This window comes from Oceanobacillus timonensis, from assembly GCF_900166635.1.
GTDB classification, from domain to species: Bacteria; Bacillota; Bacilli; order Bacillales; family Amphibacillaceae; genus Oceanobacillus; species Oceanobacillus timonensis.
This window is the reverse complement of the sequence record NZ_LT800497.1, coordinates 4,210,316-4,228,439: the sequence shown is the minus strand read 5'-3', so window position 1 is coordinate 4,228,439 and position 18,124 is coordinate 4,210,316. Positions and strand designations below refer to the sequence as shown.

General features: G+C 41.1%; 16 protein-coding genes and 6 tRNA genes. 16 read left to right on the top strand and 6 right to left on the bottom strand.

Annotated features, from left to right (window positions below):
• Positions 1–155: 155 nt before the first annotated feature.
• Entirely contained in the window at positions 156–1,583 is a 1,428-nt protein-coding gene (locus tag B7E05_RS20780) for an aldehyde dehydrogenase family protein (RefSeq protein ID WP_080875989.1), read from the bottom strand.
• Positions 1,584–1,763: 180 nt separating this feature from the next.
• Positions 1,764–2,540, bottom strand: a complete 777-nt coding sequence (gene fabI / locus B7E05_RS20775) for an enoyl-ACP reductase FabI (RefSeq protein ID WP_080875988.1) — start codon at positions 2,538–2,540, stop codon at positions 1,764–1,766.
• Positions 2,541–2,840: 300 nt separating this feature from the next.
• Between fabI and B7E05_RS20770 the strand changes: the two genes are divergently transcribed.
• From B7E05_RS20770 to B7E05_RS20725, 10 genes are all read left to right on the top strand, one after another.
• Positions 2,841–2,915, top strand: a tRNA-Glu gene (locus B7E05_RS20770).
• A 76-nt stretch (positions 2,916–2,991) separates the two neighbouring features.
• Positions 2,992–3,067: transfer RNA gene (locus B7E05_RS20765), tRNA-Val, on the top strand.
• A gap of 4 nt (positions 3,068–3,071) precedes the next feature.
• Positions 3,072–3,147, top strand: a tRNA-Thr gene (locus B7E05_RS20760).
• Between the two features lie 42 nt (positions 3,148–3,189).
• Positions 3,190–3,274: transfer RNA gene (locus tag B7E05_RS20755), tRNA-Tyr, on the top strand.
• Between the two features lie 9 nt (positions 3,275–3,283).
• Positions 3,284–3,355: transfer RNA gene (locus B7E05_RS20750), tRNA-Gln, on the top strand.
• 43 nt (positions 3,356–3,398) lie between these two features.
• A tRNA-Lys gene (locus tag B7E05_RS20745) sits at positions 3,399–3,471 on the top strand.
• A 330-nt stretch (positions 3,472–3,801) separates the two neighbouring features.
• The gene (locus tag B7E05_RS20740) at positions 3,802–5,091 is read left to right on the top strand and encodes a hydroxymethylglutaryl-CoA reductase, degradative (RefSeq protein WP_080875987.1); all 1,290 of its coding nucleotides are present in this window, start codon (positions 3,802–3,804) and stop codon (positions 5,089–5,091) included.
• Positions 5,088–6,044, top strand: a complete 957-nt coding sequence (gene mvk / locus B7E05_RS20735; protein WP_080875986.1) for a mevalonate kinase — start codon at positions 5,088–5,090, stop codon at positions 6,042–6,044. The genes B7E05_RS20740 and mvk overlap by 4 nt, the downstream gene beginning before the upstream one ends.
• A 114-nt stretch (positions 6,045–6,158) precedes the next feature.
• Positions 6,159–7,133 carry a diphosphomevalonate decarboxylase gene (gene mvaD / locus B7E05_RS20730; RefSeq protein WP_080875985.1) on the top strand — a complete coding sequence of 325 codons (975 nt, stop codon included), beginning with the start codon at positions 6,159–6,161 and terminating at the stop codon, positions 7,131–7,133.
• Between the two features lie 12 nt (positions 7,134–7,145).
• Positions 7,146–8,252 (top strand): phosphomevalonate kinase, encoded by a 1,107-nt coding sequence (locus B7E05_RS20725; RefSeq protein ID WP_080875984.1) that lies wholly within the window; start codon positions 7,146–7,148, stop codon positions 8,250–8,252.
• A 298-nt stretch (positions 8,253–8,550) separates the two neighbouring features.
• On the opposite strand, the gene B7E05_RS20720 is transcribed toward B7E05_RS20725, so the two are convergent.
• Complete coding sequence (locus tag B7E05_RS20720; RefSeq protein ID WP_080875983.1) at positions 8,551–8,703, bottom strand: aspartyl-phosphate phosphatase Spo0E family protein; 153 nt, start codon at positions 8,701–8,703, stop codon at positions 8,551–8,553.
• Between the two features lie 136 nt (positions 8,704–8,839).
• Between B7E05_RS20720 and sigW the strand changes: the two genes are divergently transcribed.
• The 5 genes from sigW to glmM all read left to right on the top strand — a co-directional run bounded on the left by sigW (position 8,840) and on the right by glmM (position 13,748).
• Positions 8,840–9,403, top strand: a complete 564-nt coding sequence (gene sigW / locus B7E05_RS20715; RefSeq protein WP_080875982.1) for an RNA polymerase sigma factor SigW — start codon at positions 8,840–8,842, stop codon at positions 9,401–9,403.
• Positions 9,404–9,418: 15 nt separating this feature from the next.
• A complete protein-coding gene (gene rsiW / locus B7E05_RS20710) occupies positions 9,419–10,060 on the top strand; it encodes an anti-sigma-W factor RsiW (RefSeq protein ID WP_080875981.1) in 642 nt (213 codons plus the stop codon).
• A gap of 265 nt (positions 10,061–10,325) precedes the next feature.
• Complete coding sequence (cdaA, locus tag B7E05_RS20705) at positions 10,326–11,147, top strand: diadenylate cyclase CdaA (RefSeq protein ID WP_080875980.1); 822 nt, start codon at positions 10,326–10,328, stop codon at positions 11,145–11,147.
• Complete coding sequence (locus B7E05_RS20700) at positions 11,131–12,369, top strand: CdaR family protein (RefSeq protein ID WP_425435101.1); 1,239 nt, start codon at positions 11,131–11,133, stop codon at positions 12,367–12,369. Before cdaA ends, B7E05_RS20700 begins: the two co-directional genes overlap by 17 nt.
• A 35-nt stretch (positions 12,370–12,404) precedes the next feature.
• Complete coding sequence (glmM, locus tag B7E05_RS20695; RefSeq protein WP_080875978.1) at positions 12,405–13,748, top strand: phosphoglucosamine mutase; 1,344 nt, start codon at positions 12,405–12,407, stop codon at positions 13,746–13,748.
• 99 nt (positions 13,749–13,847) lie between these two features.
• Here the strand turns inward: glmM and B7E05_RS20690 are convergent, their stop codons facing one another.
• From B7E05_RS20690 to B7E05_RS20680, 3 genes are all read right to left on the bottom strand, one after another.
• Positions 13,848–14,045, bottom strand: coding sequence for an LPXTG cell wall anchor domain-containing protein (locus B7E05_RS20690; protein WP_143833273.1), 198 nt, complete (start codon positions 14,043–14,045; stop codon positions 13,848–13,850).
• A 286-nt stretch (positions 14,046–14,331) separates the two neighbouring features.
• Positions 14,332–14,898 carry an NADPH-dependent FMN reductase gene (locus B7E05_RS20685; protein ID WP_080875976.1) on the bottom strand — a complete coding sequence of 189 codons (567 nt, stop codon included), beginning with the start codon at positions 14,896–14,898 and terminating at the stop codon, positions 14,332–14,334.
• A 3-nt stretch (positions 14,899–14,901) separates the two neighbouring features.
• The gene (locus B7E05_RS20680; protein ID WP_080875975.1) at positions 14,902–15,969 is read right to left on the bottom strand and encodes an LLM class flavin-dependent oxidoreductase; all 1,068 of its coding nucleotides are present in this window, start codon (positions 15,967–15,969) and stop codon (positions 14,902–14,904) included.
• A gap of 261 nt (positions 15,970–16,230) precedes the next feature.
• On the opposite strand from B7E05_RS20680, the gene B7E05_RS20675 reads away from it, so the two are divergent.
• Positions 16,231–18,024, top strand: coding sequence for a S9 family peptidase (locus tag B7E05_RS20675; protein WP_080875974.1), 1,794 nt, complete (start codon positions 16,231–16,233; stop codon positions 18,022–18,024).
• The last annotated feature ends 100 nt before the right edge of the window (positions 18,025–18,124 follow it).

The following is an 18,124-nucleotide window of genomic DNA, read 5'->3' as shown; positions in this document are numbered from 1 at the left end:
AGTAGTAATTGATAGATTTCGTAATCGTTACGATTTAAAATGTACAGGTTTTTAGAATGGATGTCAAGCTATTTTTTCAAAAAAACAGCAGCTGGGATAGCTGCTGTTTTTAAAAGCCTTATTTACATGTTTTTATATTCTTCTATTTTGATTCTTTAAGAAGGCAATCCGACAATCGTTTTTGGTTCTAAGAATTCTTCAATTCCGTAATCTCCCCATTCACGTCCAATACCAGATTGGTTAAAGCCGCCGAATGGAGCGGTGAAGTCGGCTTTTTCATTATTGACTACAATTCTGCCTGAACGGAGGCTTCTTGCTGCTTTGGTCAGCGCTTCTGGGTTACTGCCGACAACATAGCCGGCTAATCCATAAATGGTGCCATTGGCAATATCGATTGCTTCATCTAAATCTTTATACGTGATAACGGAAAGAACAGGTCCGAAAATTTCTTCCTGAGCAATGGTATCTTCTGGTTTTACATTTGTGAATACAGTCAGTTGAGAATAATATCCCGTTTCTAAGCCTTCTGGTTTACCGGTGCCCCCGGTAACAAGAGTGGCTTCACTGTCGATGCCTTTTTGGATATAATCTTGAACGGTTTTCCACTGATCCTTAGATACTTGTGGCCCTGTAAAAGTAGACTCGTCTTTTGGATCGCCGACAGGGTATTCGGGAATGTGTTTTTTAATCGCTTGGATAAAATCATCGTGCATAGATTCTGGAACGAGTGCCCGTGTTCCGGCAGTACATACTTGCCCTGTATTGCCAGCGATATTGGAAATGGCTGTTTTGGCGGCATAATCGACATCTGCATCATCTAATACGACAATTGGCGATTTACCTCCGAGTTCTAAGGAAACCTTTTTAATATCTTGAGCGGCATTTTCCATAATTTTCGTACCAACACCGCCGGAACCAGTAAAGGAAACAAAATCGATATCCGGGTGAGAGCTGATGCCATTACCGATGGTAGAGCCTGTTCCGTTTACCAGGTTGAATACGCCTTTAGGAACACCGGCAGCCTCAAATACTTCAGCTAGTAAAACAGCCGCAAAAGGTGTTTCCGTAGATGGTTTTAATACCACTGTGCTGCCTGCTGCGAATGCACTAGCTAATTTTGTGGATGCTTGGTTAGTCGGGAAGTTCCATGGTGTAATCAAACCAGCAACACCAATGGCATCTTTTTGGACAAAGGAATTTTCCCGTTGTTCAGTAAACGCAAAATCACGTACCAGTTTTGCAGCTGTGCGGAAATGATTTAATCCCATTTGGTACTGCACATTGGTTGTAAAAGTGATTGGAGAACCGAGTTCTTTCATAATGACTTCAATAAATTGATCTTTTCGTTTTTCATATTCATCTGCAATGCGGTCTAACAATGCAGCGCGCTCTTCTTGGGTTGTTTGTGAAAACGCCGGAAAAGCATCTCGTGCAGCTTGAACTGCTTTATCAAGATCTGCTTTGGTACCAGAGCTGATCTCACCAATTTTTTCTTCTGTTGCAGGGTTAATCACATCAATTGTTTCGTCTCCAGTGGAGTCAACCCACTGACCATTAATATAATGCTGTATATAGTTATACATTTTATTCCACCCCTTTGCATGTTTTTCAAAAAAGGACATTCAACAACACATTATTGCCCTTTTTGAATATCCATTAATACCTATTCCCACAATAAAAAATGATTAAACATAGAAGAGAACGTGGATTTAGCCAATAAAAAAACTGTCCCTTCTTTATAGGAAGAGACAGTTTTTAAATGGTTAACCGCCAATAATATTGAATCCGGCATCCACATGCAATACTTCACCAGTAATTCCGCGTGCTAAATCACTCAGGAAGAATAATGTTGCATCTCCGACATCATCTTGATCAATGTTACGGCGTAATGGAGCTCTTTCCTCAACAACTTGTGCTTTTTCATTGAAGTTAGCTACTCCTTTTGCAGAGAGTGTACGGATAGGACCGGCTGACACAGCGTTCACGCGAATGCCATCTTTACCCACATCTTCAGCCAAATAACGGACACTTGCTTCCAGAGATGCTTTAGCCACACCCATAACGTTATAGCCAGGAACGACTTGTTCTGCTCCGATATACGTTTGTGTGACAACCGAACCTCCTTCTGTCATCAGTTCTTTCGCAGCATTTGTCACGGTTACTAAGGAATAAGCACTGATTTCTTGGGCGAGCAGGAAGCCGTCACGAGAAGTAGTGACAAATTCACCTTGCAGGTCCTCACGTTTTGCAAAGGCAACAGAGTGAACCAAGCCGTGAATCACACCGATTTTTTCTTTTATCTCCTGAAACGCTTCCTGAACACTTTCATCGGATGCAACATCGCAAGAGATAATTGCTTTTGGTTCGATTTCATGTTTCTCTAAAAGTTTTACTAACTTATTATAGGATCTTTCCTGCCGGTTCGTAAAAATAAGATTAGCTCCGGCATTATGTAGTGATTTGGTAATGCCCCATGCAATACTTCTTTCGTTTGCGACGCCCATTACTACAATATTTTTACCTTCTAAAAGCTTTGTCATACTTTTCCTCCATTCCACATTTTACTTAGCATCTATTATAACTGATTAGTACCAGGTGATAAAGGTAAAACCTGTTTTTCTTTATTTCTATAGAAGAAACGGGTTAAAATAACGAAATCTTATACAAAATATGATTCTGTAACATCGTATTAAAATAGGCATTGACCGTGTTTGAACATCTTTGGAAAAATAAAATAAAGTTTTTTTCATTTTTCTCTTTACAAACGGTTGGTTCCTCGATATAATAAAATTCGTCAGTTTGCGGGAGATACTTTCAAAAACTTCTCAGACAGCAATCATGGCCCGTTGGTCAAGTGGTTAAGACACCGCCCTTTCACGGCGGTAACACGGGTTCGAATCCCGTACGGGTCACCAACTTATTTCAATGAAAAACATATAGGAAACACGCAATGTTATTTTATAACATTTTCAGGCATACATAATATGCTCTGGAGGATTAGCTCAGCTGGGAGAGCACCTGCCTTACAAGCAGGGGGTCGCAGGTTCGAGCCCTGCATCCTCCACCATCATGCCGGCCTAGCTCAACTGGTAGAGCAACTGACTTGTAATCAGTAGGTTGGGGGTTCAAGTCCTCTGGCCGGCACCATTTTTTTATGTATATTATTTACCATATGGTTAACAATACTACGGAGGGGTAGCGAAGTGGCTAAACGCGGCGGACTGTAAATCCGCTCCCTCAGGGTTCGGGAGTTCGAATCTCTCCCCCTCCACCATGTTTTTATTGGGCCATAGCCAAGCGGTAAGGCATCGGGTTTTGATCCCGTGCACCCCAGGTTCGAATCCTGGTGGCCCAGCCTTTTTTTTATGTCTTTTTTATACTCGATAGAGATATTACAGGAGCCATTAGCTCAGTTGGCAGAGCATCTGACTTTTAATCAGAGGGTCGAAGGTTCGAATCCTTCATGGCTCATTACAAGAATGACAAGTACAGAACACACAGAAAACGGGATAAGCTTATCTCGTTTTTTTCTTTATCATGGAGAATTGCCCGTAAACGCTCCCGTTGCAGTAACGTTTCTTTGTATAGATAAGGTTTCGTGAACACCAAGTTAGAAAATGTATAAAACTAAAAAAATACAGTACCTGACCATAATATCAAGTACTTAGTTCTAGTAACGAAATAAGTATCTTCAAAATGAAAAAACGGTAGAATTCATGTTATAATCAAAATAGTTTCTTTTAGTACTTCGTAATAAAAAGCATATTTTTAGATATGATAAATAAAAAGGATGAGCTAGGCATGACCTCTTCAAGGATACCCGGTTTTTATAATATGACAGTAGAAGAAAGGCGAGCATTGTTACGTGAAGCCTTTTCTTTAACAGAAGCAGAAACGCAAAATTTGTCTAACGCAGATGCACTTACAATAGGAAAAGCTGATAATATGATTGAAAATGTCATTGGTACCTATCCATTACCATTTGGATTAGGATTAAATTTTTTAGTAAATGGGAAAGAATATGTGGTGCCGATGGCTATTGAAGAAGCATCTGTTGTTGCTTCTGCCAGCCATATTGCAAAGATAGTCAGAGAGGCTGGCGGGTTTCAAACTGAGTCGAAAGAGAGACTGATGATTGGACAGATTCAGGTTGTCGGCTGTCCGGATTTTCAAGAAGCAAAGCAACAAATCCTTCAACATAAAGAACTTCTAATGAAAGCTGCCGATGAAGCTTATCCGAGCATCGTCAGACGTGGCGGCGGTGTGAGAGATTTAGATGTCCGTATACTCAATGAAGAGGATGCTTCATCCTATAGCAAAATGCTGGTTATGCATATCTATGTAGATACCCGTGACGCAATGGGAGCGAATATGATTAATACAATGGTAGAATCTATCGCGCCAATTGTAGAAGAAATAACAAAAGGAAAAGTATACCTGCGTATTTTATCGAATTATGCAGATCGCAGCCTTGTCACAGCGAAATGCGTGATACCTCCGCATATGTTAAAAACAGGTTCATTTACTGGAGAAGAGGTAAGAGACGGTGTGATTCATGCGTATGAATTTGCTGCTTCGGACCCGTATCGTGCGGTAACGCATAATAAAGGAATTATGAACGGTATTGACCCTGTGGTGATAGCAACAGGCAATGATTGGCGGGCGGTAGAGGCCGGAGCGCATGCTTACGCCGCTAGAAATGGACATTATGGTTCAATGACGACATGGTCAAAAGACGAAGAAGGTAACTTGGTTGGTGAAATCGAACTTCCAATGTCTGTAGGAACAGTCGGAGGGGCAACTCGTGTTCATCCGTTAGCTGATTTCTCTTTATCCATTATGCATATTGAATCAGCAGAGGAACTTGCGCAGGTTATTGTGGCAGTTGGTCTTGCCCAAAATCTTGGAGCGCTCAAGGCATTGGCAACAGACGGTATTCAAAAAGGGCATATGGCCCTTCACTCACGTTCTGTTGCAATAGCTGGAGGAGCAACTGGGGAGATGATTGATGTGATAGCAAAACAATTAGTAGAACAACAAGAAATCCGTGTGGGAAAAGCTGAAGAATTGGTGGAACAGTATAAAAAATGAGTGCAGAAAAAGTAACAGCGTCGGAGAAAACAGCTATCGGTGTAGCTCATAGTAAGGTCATTTTAATTGGAGAGCATGCGGTTGTACACGGACAGCCGGCAATTGCTATTCCATTTCCTTTGATCGGTGTAGAGACGGTGATTGAGTACGTTCCGGGAACGGTGAAAATGGACAGTACTTTTTATCATGGTCCATTGCAGCACGCCCCGAAAGAGCTGGAAGGTATTATTCAATGTGTTTCCAGTTCGTGTGAATATCTCGGCATTCCTTATAAAGACTTGCTGATACGGATTAATTCCTCTGTGCCGCCGGGGAAAGGGCTCGGATCCAGTGCATCCGTAGCTATTTCTGTTATTCGGTCTTTATTCCATTATTGTGAGAAGGAATGTTCACCAGAAGAATTATTGAAATTAGCAAATGTAGCAGAAACTTACGCCCATGGAGCTCCAAGTGGATTAGACACATTAACGATTACTTCTGATAAACCGGTATGGTATAAAAAAGGGACTCCTGTAGACCGTATCGAATTAGGGGAAGACCTTCATTTTATTGTTGCGGATTCTGGAAGAGTTGGCGATACGCGTACATCTGTTGAATCTGTAGCAAATTTGTTAAAAACAGCTCCACATCGTATTCATTCTAAAATAGAGCGTATTGGTGAGCTGACACATCATGCAAAAGAAGCATTGGAAAAAGCGAGCAAACAGTTTTTAGGTCAATTGTTGAATGAAGCGCAAAAAGAGTTGGAAGTATTAGGTGTAAGTGATGCGGGATTAAATAAATTAATTCGTTTTGCACGGGAGGAAGGCGCCCTTGGTGCAAAATTAACAGGCGGCGGAAATGGCGGCTGTATCATTGCGCTTGCGCAAAATGAAGTCCATTCCAAACAACTGGCTGAAAAGTTACGCCGGTTTGGTGCGGCAGCAGTCTGGCCATTTGTTTTAAAGAAATAAAAGGGCACTTCATCCGGTGTGCGTTTTTCATTTCTTGCAGTGGAAGTCTTCCAGCCGGGTTACACTACGGTAAAAGAATGTTTGGACAGGATTGTAGAAAAGGGGATTCAAGTTATGAAAGCAACAGCAAGAGCACATACAAATATCGCTTTAATTAAGTACTGGGGAAAGCGGAATGAGTCATTGATTCTACCCGCGAATAGCAATCTTTCTGTTACGTTAGATGGTTTTTCCACAGAAACAACCGTGCATTTTCAGGAAGGGTTAAAGGAAGACTCCTTTCTCTTAAATGAACAGAACGTAGAAGGAGATGCACGCACAAAGGTAGCGGTATTTTTAGATAAGGTACGGGCTCTTTCTGGAAAGGAAATCTACGCCCAGGTTCAATCTGTGAATCATGTTCCTACTGCTGCTGGATTTGCTTCCTCTGCTTCCGGCCTTGCAGCATTGGCTGCGGCGAGTACGAAAGCAATCGGGCTTTCCTTGGAAGATAGGGAGTTATCAAGGCTGGCCCGCCAAGGTTCCGGATCTGCTTCCCGTTCCATTTTTGGCGGTTTTGTAGAATGGCAAATGGGAGAGCGGGAAGACGGCTTGGATTCGTATGCTGTTCAAGTTGCTGATGAATCTCATTGGGATATTCGCATTGCTGCTGTGGTTTTGTCAAAAACGGTGAAAAAAGTTTCAAGCAGAGAGGGGATGCGTCGTACCATAGATACCTCTCCTTTTTATGCCGGTTGGCTGGAACAGACGGCAAAGGATCTGCAAGAAATCAAACAAGCCATTGCTGATAAAGATTTTGAGAAAATGGGAAGCGTTGCGGAGGCCAATTGTTTGCGAATGCATGCGACGACATTAGGTGCGAACCCGCCTTTTACTTATTGGCAAGATAATACGATGCGTGTGATGCAAACAGTTCAGGACTTAAGAGAACATGGGATTCCTGCTTTCTTTACGATTGATGCTGGACCCAATGTAAAAGTACTGTATCTTCCGGAAGATGAAGATAAAATAAAAAAACGTCTGCAAACAGTGGAAGGCGTTGAAGATATTATTATTAGCAAACCAGGAAGTGGAATTCGTTATCTATAAGGGAGGGAGAAAATGGTGGCCAAATCAATTACAGTCAAAGTACCGGGAAAATTAATGATTGCGGGAGAATTTGCCGTATTAGAGCCTTATCAGAATCTGGCAGTCATGGCTGTTAACCGCTTTGTCTATGCAACCGTCTCCGAAGCGGATAGCCACCAGCTGACTTTATCGGATTTTTCCCTTCATAATGTTCCCTGGTCATGGCAAGAAACAGATATACATATTGAATCAGATGATTCCCGGTTGTCTTTTGTAAAGGATGCTCTCCGGGTTACTTATCGTTATTTGGAAGAACAAGGGTTGCCTGTTCGCCCGATGCATGTTTCTACACGCAGTGAATTAGACGATGCTTCCGGTGTGAAGTATGGTTTGGGTTCAAGTGCGGCAATTGTTACGTCTATTGTAGCGGGAGTCTTGCGTTTTCAAGCCCCTCGTTTGGCTGAGAAAGACACGATTTTCCGCTTATCTGCATTATCTCATGTGATCACGCAAGGCAATGGTTCAGGTGCGGATATAGCTGCTTCTACCTATGGCGGACTGCTGCAATTTTCTTCTTTTCAGGCTGATTGGCTGCTGGAAGCATATCACGAAGCAGATTCTATCTCTGAAGTGGTGAAGAAAGATTGGAAGTATTATAAAGCTGAACCCATTGCCTTACCAGCGGATGTTTCTTTTTGTGTAGGATGGACGGGCAGTGCCGCATCAACAAAAGATTTAGTGAATCAGGTCCGTTTATTAAAGATTCATAATGCTACAGCTTATGAGACCTTTCTAAAAGATAGTAAAAATGCTGTAACTCAATTTTTAACAGGAGCAAAAAATAATGATATAAACCAATTGTTTGAAGGGATAAAGGCAAACCGAAAAGCTTTGAATCAAGTAGGACAAGCAGCTGATACAAATATAGAAACAGCGGATTTAACCGTTTTATGTCATCTGGCAGAAGATTTGGGAGGAGCTGGGAAGCCTTCTGGAGCTGGAGGTGGCGATTGCGGCATTGCTTTTATGCCCACAGAGGAGACCTCAGAACAATTAGCACGTTCCTGGGAAACAGAAGGTATTAAAGCTTTGACATTGTCTCCATTTATAGGCGGAGAGACAGTCATTGAAACGCAGTAGGCACAATAAAAGATAATTTCACACAATATACATGAGACCGTTTTGCAATACGCTGCATTGTAAATCGGTTTTTTTATTTGTGTATTTCCATGAGAGGAAAATTGCTGCTATCTTTCAAATTGTTTTAAGTTTCTTATAAAAAATGAAAATGATTAATGAAGTGAAGAGAAAAATAAGATATTATTATTCATAGATATATATTTGATTGGAGAAAAGGTACCTATCGATGATTGTGGAGAGGTTATGTCATAAAAAAAGACATACAAAACATGTCTTTAAAATAGGCAAATGGATTTATCTAAGAGGATTTTTTTAAATAAGCATAGATTAATGCATCTAGTTTTTCGCTTGTCGTTAAGACGGGTTCGGAGTCTAACCCATGTTCCTCGGATAATGTCAGCATTTCTTGTCTGCACGCTTCAATTTCAAGGAATAATGTATTTTTGTCCACAACTTTCACTCCTTTTTTAGTATACTTATCATTAGATATACCCGGTCGAAGAAAAAATAAACATTCTTTTTTAAAAGTGAAACCTTACAAGCGGTTGTTTCGTATAGAGAGTACCGCATCATGCGGAGGTAATGAAATGGAGCAATTTATAAAGAAACAGATTATACAAGTTAAAAAAGGAGATCAGTCTGCTTTTTCAGATGTAGTAACCTTTTATCAGGATAAAATATACCGGCATTGCTATCGTATGCTTGGTAATAAGCACGAAGCGGAAGATATTGCGCAAGAAGCATTTATACGTGCATATGTGAATATTGATTCATTTGATGAGAATAGAAAATTCTCTACATGGTTATATCGTATAGCAACCAATTTAACGATTGACCGTATGCGCAAGCGTAAACCGGATTTCCACCTTGATGCGGAAGTTAAGGGGACGGAAGGTTTAGATATGTATTCGCAGCTTGCTAGTACGGAACGGCTTCCCGGAGAAGAAGTGGAAAGCAGAGAGCTGAAACGGTATATTCACCATGAAATTTCGCAGCTTCCATCTAAATATCGAAGTATAATCATGCTCCGATATTTAGAAGAGTTTTCACTAAAAGAAATTAGTGAAATTCTTGATGTTCCTCTCGGTACTGTAAAAACACGGATTCATCGTGGGAGAGAGGCTTTAAGAAAGAGGCTTCGACATGTGTAAAGGAGCGTGCTTGATGTGAGTTGTAATGAAAAATATATAAGAAAAATGCATGATTATTTAGATGGAGATATCTCCGCAGAAGACGAAAGCTTACTAAAAAAACATCTGGAGGATTGTGAAGAATGTCAAAAGCATTTTCATGAACTGAATCGAACGATTACTTTCATTCAAAGTGCAGAACGGATTGAAGCACCCAACGGTTTTACCGAAAATGTCATGAATCATTTGCCTACAGAGAAGAAATCGGTGAAGTACAAGCGCTGGTTTAAACACCATCCAATCCTGGTCGCAGCAGCGATTTTTTTCTTGTTGATGGTAGGCAGCCTTTCTTCTACTTTTAATCAGGGAACAGATCAACTTGTTGTCTCTGCACAAGAGGAACTGGTTGTGGATGGAGATACAGTGATTGTTCCGGAAGGTGTTACTGTTTCAGGGGACGTTTACGTGAAAAACGGTGATTTATTAGTGCTTGGAACGGTTGATGGAAATGTTACCCTGTTTAATGGTGAATTGGTAGACGGCGATTCCGAACTTGAAGGCGGCGGTCTCATGGCATCAGCAGGGGGTGTCAACGGTGAATTGGAAACCGTTGACCAATCGTTTGAATGGGTTTGGTATCATGTGAAGCATTTTTTTAAAGGATTAATTTCATTTTAAGTGCATATCCTCTGGAATGTGATATAGATAGGAAGTTGAAAAAGGGAGCTGTACAGTGCTCTCTTTTTCCTGTTAGGAGAAGAATGGATTGCTTCAAAAGTTACGATAGATAACATCAGAAAAAACGAAAAAGAATAAACAACAGACAGGTCTGTTTTTACAAATTTATGATATAATAAATACCGACTGTAAATTTGTTAATGATAATACAATCTATTGTTTTAAAAATAAACAGGTTATACTATTGGGTAAAGGATGTGTGCGCATGCTTGATGGGGGATTTGACATTTTAAATCTGCTGCGAATTGGCGTTGATATCGCTCTCGTCTGGTATGTATTATATAAATTAATCATGCTGATCAGAGGAACAAAAGCTATTCAGCTGTTAAAGGGAATAGCAGTTGTATTGGTTGTATGGGGCGTAAGTATGCTGTTAAGCTTGCAAACTGTACAATTTATCACCGGCCAAGTTATTTCTTGGGGAGTTATTGTAATAGTTATTTTATTCCAGCCGGAATTGCGGAGAGCGCTGGAGCAGTTAGGAAGAGGAAACATATTTGCCAGGTCTGGCAGCTCCGCAGAAGAAATTATACAAAATGAAATAGAAGCAATTGTTACATCATGTAATTATATGGGAAAAAGAAGAATTGGTGCCCTCATCTCTATTGAACGGGAAACAGGGATAGGTGATTATGCGGAAACAGGGATTCCCATCAACGGAAAGCTTACACACCAGCTTTTAACAAACATATTCACACCGAACACACCGCTGCATGATGGCGCAGTTATTATAAAAAATGAAGAGATTACTGCTGCAGCCTGTTACCTTCCTTTATCTGAGAGTCCATTTATTTCAAAGGAGCTGGGAACGAGACACCGTGCTGCGATGGGAATAAGTGAAGTAACCGATGCATTGACGATTGTTGTCTCGGAGGAAACAGGTTCTATCTCTTGTACAAAGAATGGTGAATTACATCGTGATATTCGTGAAGAAAAATTGAGAGAAATGCTGTTAACACACCTATCAATCGTACCAAAAACCTCTGATAAAAAATTATGGAAATGGGGGAATGGTAAACGTGGATAATTGGTTTAAGAGTAAATGGTTTGTCCGTATTCTTTCTTTAGCCTTTGCCGTCACCCTTTATGCTTTCGTCAGTGTGTCAGAAACACCAAATTCCGATGCAACTTTCTCCAGTTCCACAAACTCAACAGAAGTTTTGGATCAAGTTCCGGTGGATATTGATATTGATCGTGAAAAATACGTTGTCAGCGGCGTCCCGGAAAATGTACAGGTAAGTTTACAAGGAACACCTGCCAATGTGACGCCGGTATTACTGCAACGGAATTTTGATGTATTTGTTGATTTAGAAGGATTAGATGAAGGGACACATGTTGTAGAATTACAGCATAATATCACAGGTGATGTAGAAGCATTTATTGAGCCGAAGACGGTAGAAGTGACAATTGAAGAGCGTGCATCACAAGAGTTCTCGGTAACACCTGATTTTATTAATCAGGATAGGATGGCAGATGGTTATGAGGTAGCTGATTACAGTATTGATCCGGAAACAGTGACCATTACAAGTTCCAGAGAAGTGATTGAAGCCATTGGCGCAGTAAAAGTCTATGTGAATATGGAGGATGTGGATTCTTCCATTGATAACCGTGAGCTTCCAGTGAATGTATACGATGTACAGGGAAATGAATTAGATGTTGGACTGGAACCGGAAAGTATTCAAGTTTCTGTGGATGTAAATAATCCAAGTAAGTCTGTTCCGCTTTCCGTAGAGACCACTGGTGAACTGGAAGAAGATCTGGAAATTGACTCCATTACGCCAAACGAAGAAGAAGTAGAGATTTTCTCTCAAAGTGACGTGTTAGAGGATATTTCGGAAGTAAGTACCGAACCATTAGACTTATCGGACATTGAAGAATCCGGAACGGTAGAAGTACCGCTGGATTTACCAGAAGATGTACAAGCGCCGGATACGGAAGAAGTGGAAGTAGAGGTTGAAGTGGAAGGAACGAATGTACTTGAAAATGTTTCTTTAGAAGAAGAAGGTTTAGGAAATGGACTGGAAACTTCCTATACAGACCCTGAATTGGATGTGGAAATAACAGGAGATGCTTCGGAGGTAAATGATGTAACGGCAGATGATATTGATGCCATAGTAGATTTATCGGATTTGGAAGCGGGAGAGCATGAGGTGCCTATTGACATTGAAGCTCCAGATAATGTAACAGCGACAAGTGATGTAGAAGAAGTGACGGTTGATATCACAGAACCAGCTCAAACCGAAGAATAGTTGTATATTGGATGGTCAAAGGAGAGAGATAAAAAATGGGTAAATTTTTTGGAACAGATGGGGTCAGAGGAGTAGCGAATGAAGGGCTGACTCCGGAAATGGCATTTAAGCTTGGCCGTTTTGGCGGTTATGTTTTAACAAAAGACAGTGACAAACCACGAGTTCTGATTGGCAGGGACACCCGTATTTCCGGATATATGCTGGAAGGCGCATTAATCGCAGGCTTATTATCAACAGGGGTTGAAGCGATGCGGCTTGGTGTTATCTCCACACCGGGTGTTGCCTATTTAACAAAGGCAATGAGCGCGCAGGCAGGTGTGATGATATCTGCATCCCATAATCCTGTAGAAGATAACGGCATTAAATTCTTTGGATCGGACGGTTTTAAACTGACGGATGACCAAGAAGCAGAAATCGAAGCTTTACTAGAAAAAGAAGAGGATGAATTACCTCGGCCGACTGGTGCTGCTATTGGTTCCGTGAGTGATTATTTTGAAGGCGGACAAAAATATCTGTCCTTCTTAAAAGATACCATTGATAATGATTTTGATGGTTTACGTATTGCAGTGGACTGTGCGCACGGCTCAACCTCCAGCCTTGCTACCCATCTATTTGCAGATTTAGAAGCAGATATACACTCGATGGGCTCGTCTCCAAATGGGCTGAATATTAATGATGGCGTCGGCTCTACGCATCCGGAACGTCTGCAGGAATTTGTACTGGAAAAAGAAGCAGATGTCGGTCTGGCTTTCGATGGAGACGGGGATCGTTTAATCGCTGTGGATGAAAAAGGAAGAATTGTAGATGGTGATAAAATCATGTTCATCTGCGCAAAATACTTGAAAGAAATTGGTATGCTGCGTGAGGACACAGTGGTATCTACAGTGATGAGTAATTTAGGTTTTTATAAAGCTTTGGAAGAAGCAGGTTTAAAAAGCGAAAAGACGGCAGTTGGTGACCGCTATGTCATGGAAGAAATGCGCAAAAACGGTTATAATTTAGGCGGAGAACAATCCGGTCATATTATCTTCCTGAATTATATTACAACGGGGGATGGCCTCCTTTCTGCATTGCAACTTGTGAATGTTATTCGAGAGTCAGGGAAACCTTTATCTGAGTTGGCAGATGAAATGACCATTTTTCCACAGACATTGGTAAATGTTCGTGTCATTGATAAAAATGAGGCATTGACCAGCCCTATTGTTTTAGATGAGGTACAAGCTGTTGAGGAAGAATTAGGTGAGAATGGCCGCGTTTTAGTCCGCCCATCCGGAACAGAACCGCTTGTTCGTGTTATGGTGGAAGCAAAAACAAAAGAAGATTGTGAAGCATATGCAGAGCGTATTGTGAAAGTTATTGAAACGCATTTAGGAGCATAATAAGTAACATGTAACGTTGAAAAATCGCATGAGTGGATTCCACTCATGCGATTTTTATGTGTGCCAAGTACATCATAACGGACTAGCGGTGGTGTGTTTTTAGCGTTTTCCTTTTGAACGACGACGAAACATCGATACATATAGGGCAGCTCCAGCGAGAAGCATTAAACCAAGACCACTTACAATCATGAAATGGTGGTTGGTAGCTGTATTAGGCAGGTTTCCGCCATCATTTTGAGATAGTTCGTTTATCTCCGCACTCGCTGTTATCATTCGTTCCAGGATAACGATCTGCATACGGAATGCTGCTATAATCAACCGGACCTTTCCAACTGGAAGTCTCAATTGGGCCTTCCGTATTTAATATAGCAACAACTGGTTTTCCCTCAGCCTGGAATGCTCCGATACAGTAGTAACCATGTCTTTTTGGGAATCATTTAAAACTTTTCTTCGTATTAGTTTTACCATCCCATGCTTTATTTCTGCTGAGATAGGCGTTCTTTTAATATTCTCGCGCCAATGATTTTGGTAATTTGTATAGATGCAAGATAATCGCAGAGAATTGACTTTGAATCATTTCACTTTAGAACCCAAACGAATCTTCTTTCTTATTCCGGATGATTTCACTTGCTTCGTACGTATCTATTGTATCCTCTACTAGACGCTCTAAACGAAGGAAAACATCATCATCAATTATTTTCTTTTGCTGAAAGCTCTTTTCTTCAATATAGACATAGGTTTGTACGATATTTGCTTTCATATAGGCCAGGGTTGGTTTTAACTGATAATCAGCAACTAAATAATGTTTGGAGGAGCCTGCCGTTATCAAAAAGCTTACCGTTTTATTCCGAAACGCACTTTCCGGGAGCAAATCAAAAATATTCTTTAAGCTGGCCGGAATCGAAGCTTGGAATACAGGCGTGCCAATCATGATTACATCTGCTTCCATGATCTGTTTGGTTACCCAGGCAGTGTCTCCTGCATAATCAAGATAGTTTCGCCCATCGCTGAACTGCAAATCATAGTCCTTTAAATCAATCAGCTGAAAATCTGCTTCTGGATAGTTTGCTGTGATTTCCTCGGCGACAGCATCCATAGCTGTCCGTGTTTTCGAACCAACAATAGATCCGGATAAACCAATGACTTTCATATGCTAGTCCTCCTTCTTCTTACCTGTATACTTACGGATCGCTGGCAAAATCTCTGTACCGATGATTTCTATATTTCTTACCAGTTGTTCGAATGGGACACCGCCAAAGTCCATTTGGGCTAAGTAGCGCTGATGTCCAAAAAGTTCATGCTGATAGAGAATTTTTTCAATAATTTCCTGTGGGCTTCCAACATTGATAACACTCCGTTTGTCTCTGGCTTGGGCAAATGCCTGTTTGGGAAAGCCTTGTCCATTTGTCCGTTTCATCCCTTCATTAATATAAGGGTACATTTGCTGTAATGCCTCCTGGGTTGTTTCGGCAGCATGGAAAAAGCCGGTGACACCGACAGGGAGTTCTGCAATGTTATGCCCGCTTCTTGTCGCCGTATCCCGATAGGCATCGATGACATTTTTAAAAGCACTGGCCGGACCGCCGAGCGTAGCCAGCATCATCGGCACTCCTGCGTAACCTGCTTTCATCGCACTGGCAGGAGTCCCGCCGACAGCACGCCAGATGGGCAGCTTATTATCTTTCGGACGGGGCAGAATCTGTGCATCTTTTAAGGCTGCACGATATTGTCCTTGCCAGTTAAGCTTTTCATTTTCATTAATCTGAAGCAGTAAATCAAATTTTTCTTCATATAGTGCTTCATAATCCTGCACGTTATACCCTAACAATTCAAAGAGACCGATCCGGGAAGCTCTGCCTGCGATAATCTCTGCACGACCATTAGAAATTAAATCAATCGTCGCAAAATCTTCATAAACACGAACTGGATCAGAAGTGCTGATAATGGTTGATGAGCTTCCAATTTTGATTGTTTTTGTTGCCTGCGCAATCGCAGCTAACACCACGCTATGTGCCTGCGTCGTAAAGTAATCTTGGTGGCTTTCCCCGACACTGAAAAAATCCAGTCCTGCCTGATCAGCCAGTTTTGCCAATTCAATGATTTCCTGAAGACGCTGTTGTGCAGAAATCCGTTTTCCTGTAGAAGGGTTAGCCAGGTGGTCTCCTAAGGTATAAAGACCAAATTCCATGCCTTTGTTTTGATCGATACGATATTGTTCCATATCTGTGCTCCTTTATTTAAATAGTTGAGTTGCTTTTGTAAAGATATTGAATGGAATATGTGCTCTTCTGTACATAGGTTTGTCATGTTCTTCTCTATTTATCACTTTACTATTCAATTGACAAAAAGACAATAAAAAAGATTGAATTAAAGATATTTTATCTATTCATGTTAATATAGCATCAGAAGAACCTAAATTTCTGCCTAACTTTAGGAATAATGATATAATGTAGAAAATACAGAAAAAGGGGAGAGTGAATAGATGATTAAATTTCCGAAACCGGAAGTGGAGCAATTTTTTCATACGTATAGTATCGATCATTTTCAAGTACGCAAAGATGAGAAAAAACTTATTTTTTCAACCAATTTAAGCGGAAAACGTAATTTATGGGCATTGGATTTGAGTAAAGGGCATCCTTACCCCTATCCATTCGCTCACAAGGATGAATCTTCCTTATTTATTCAGTTTGACCCGAACGGAACATATGTCTTAACAAGTTTTGATTCAGATGGGGATGAAAATTATCAGATTTACGCATTGCCTCCAGCGGGAGGAATACCGCAGCCGCTGATTACAGGTGCAGAGAACGAAAAATATTTATTTGCACACCTGAGTAAGGACGGGAAACGCGTATATTATAATACGTCTGAAAACAATCCGAACTTTCTAAACACGCGTGTACGCCACCTTGATACGGATAAGGATGAGCTTTTAGTAGAAGGAGAAGGCGCTCCGACTACGCTGCTAGCTGTATCCGAAGATGAAGGAACGTTCGTATATGAAAGTATGTTCGCGAACACATACAATAATATTTTTATTCAAAAGGAAGATAAAAAAGTTTATCTGACTCCAGATCCGAAAAAAGTGCATGTATCCTATGAACCAGTTTTCACGGATAATAACAGCATTTATTTCCCGACGGATTTTGACAGTGAATATATGTATCTTGCTAAGTATGACATCGAGCAAGAGACGTTTTCAAAAGTGCTTGAATTGGCAGAAGAGTCCATTGAAATCGTCAAATACGATAAATCGTCCAATTCCTTATATGTAGTAACGGCAAAAGGGGTGGAAGATAAGCTTTATCAGTATAAACTGATATCTGGAGAGCTAAAAGAAATCAAAAAGCCTTTTGATTTGGTTGATCAGATAACCATAACAGAGTCAGGGGCAGTTTATATCCTGGGAGGATCAGCGGTGAAGCCAGATAATATTTACCGACTGACAGATAATGAAAAGTGGGAGCAGCTTACAGATAACCGTGTCTTAGGCGTCTCTGAAGAAGAACTTGTCGATCCTGAAATGGTAACGTATTCTTCTTTTGACGGAATGGAAATCGAATCGCTGCTGTTCAGGGCAAAACCGGAAAATGCTAATGGATATACCGTGTTTTGGCCACATGGTGGTCCGCAGGCCGCAGAACGGAAATTTTTCCGTGCTATGTTTCAAAGTATTCTTAACCGCGGTTATCATATTTTTGCACCAAACTTCCGCGGCAGTACGGGGTATGGTTCTTCTTTTGTGAAACTTGTGGAACAAGATTGGGGACATGGACCGCGTCTCGATAATGTGGAGGGTGTTAAATGGCTGTTTGATCAAAATATCTCCGACCCGGACCATCTATTCTTAGTAGGGGGAAGCTATGGCGGCTATATGGCACTGCTCTTGCACGGACGTCATCCGGCGTATTTTAAAGCAGTGATTGATATCTTTGGGCCGTCTGATTTATTTACGTTTGTCAATTCGGTACCACCACACTGGAAACCGATTATGGAAAGATGGCTCGGTGATCCGGAGCGGGATAAAGAGCGGTTCGTAGAAGACTCTCCGGTAACCTATCTGGAAACGATGACCAAACCGATGCTGGTTATTCAAGGAGCAAAAGATCCCCGCGTCGTAAAGGAAGAATCGGATCAAATTGTGCAAAAGCTGCAGGATAAAGGACGGGATGTTCAGTATCTGGTGCTGGAAGATGAGGGCCATGGATTCTCGAAAAAGGAAAATGAAATGAAAGTATATAAGCGGATGTTAGATTTTATGGAAGAGCATAAGTAAGAAAGCACCGGCAGATCTTTAGAGGGGGCGTGAAATGCTCGTTCTGGAGATTTGCTGGTGATTTTTAGTTTAGGACGTAATCTATTCCCTGTCTTGTCTT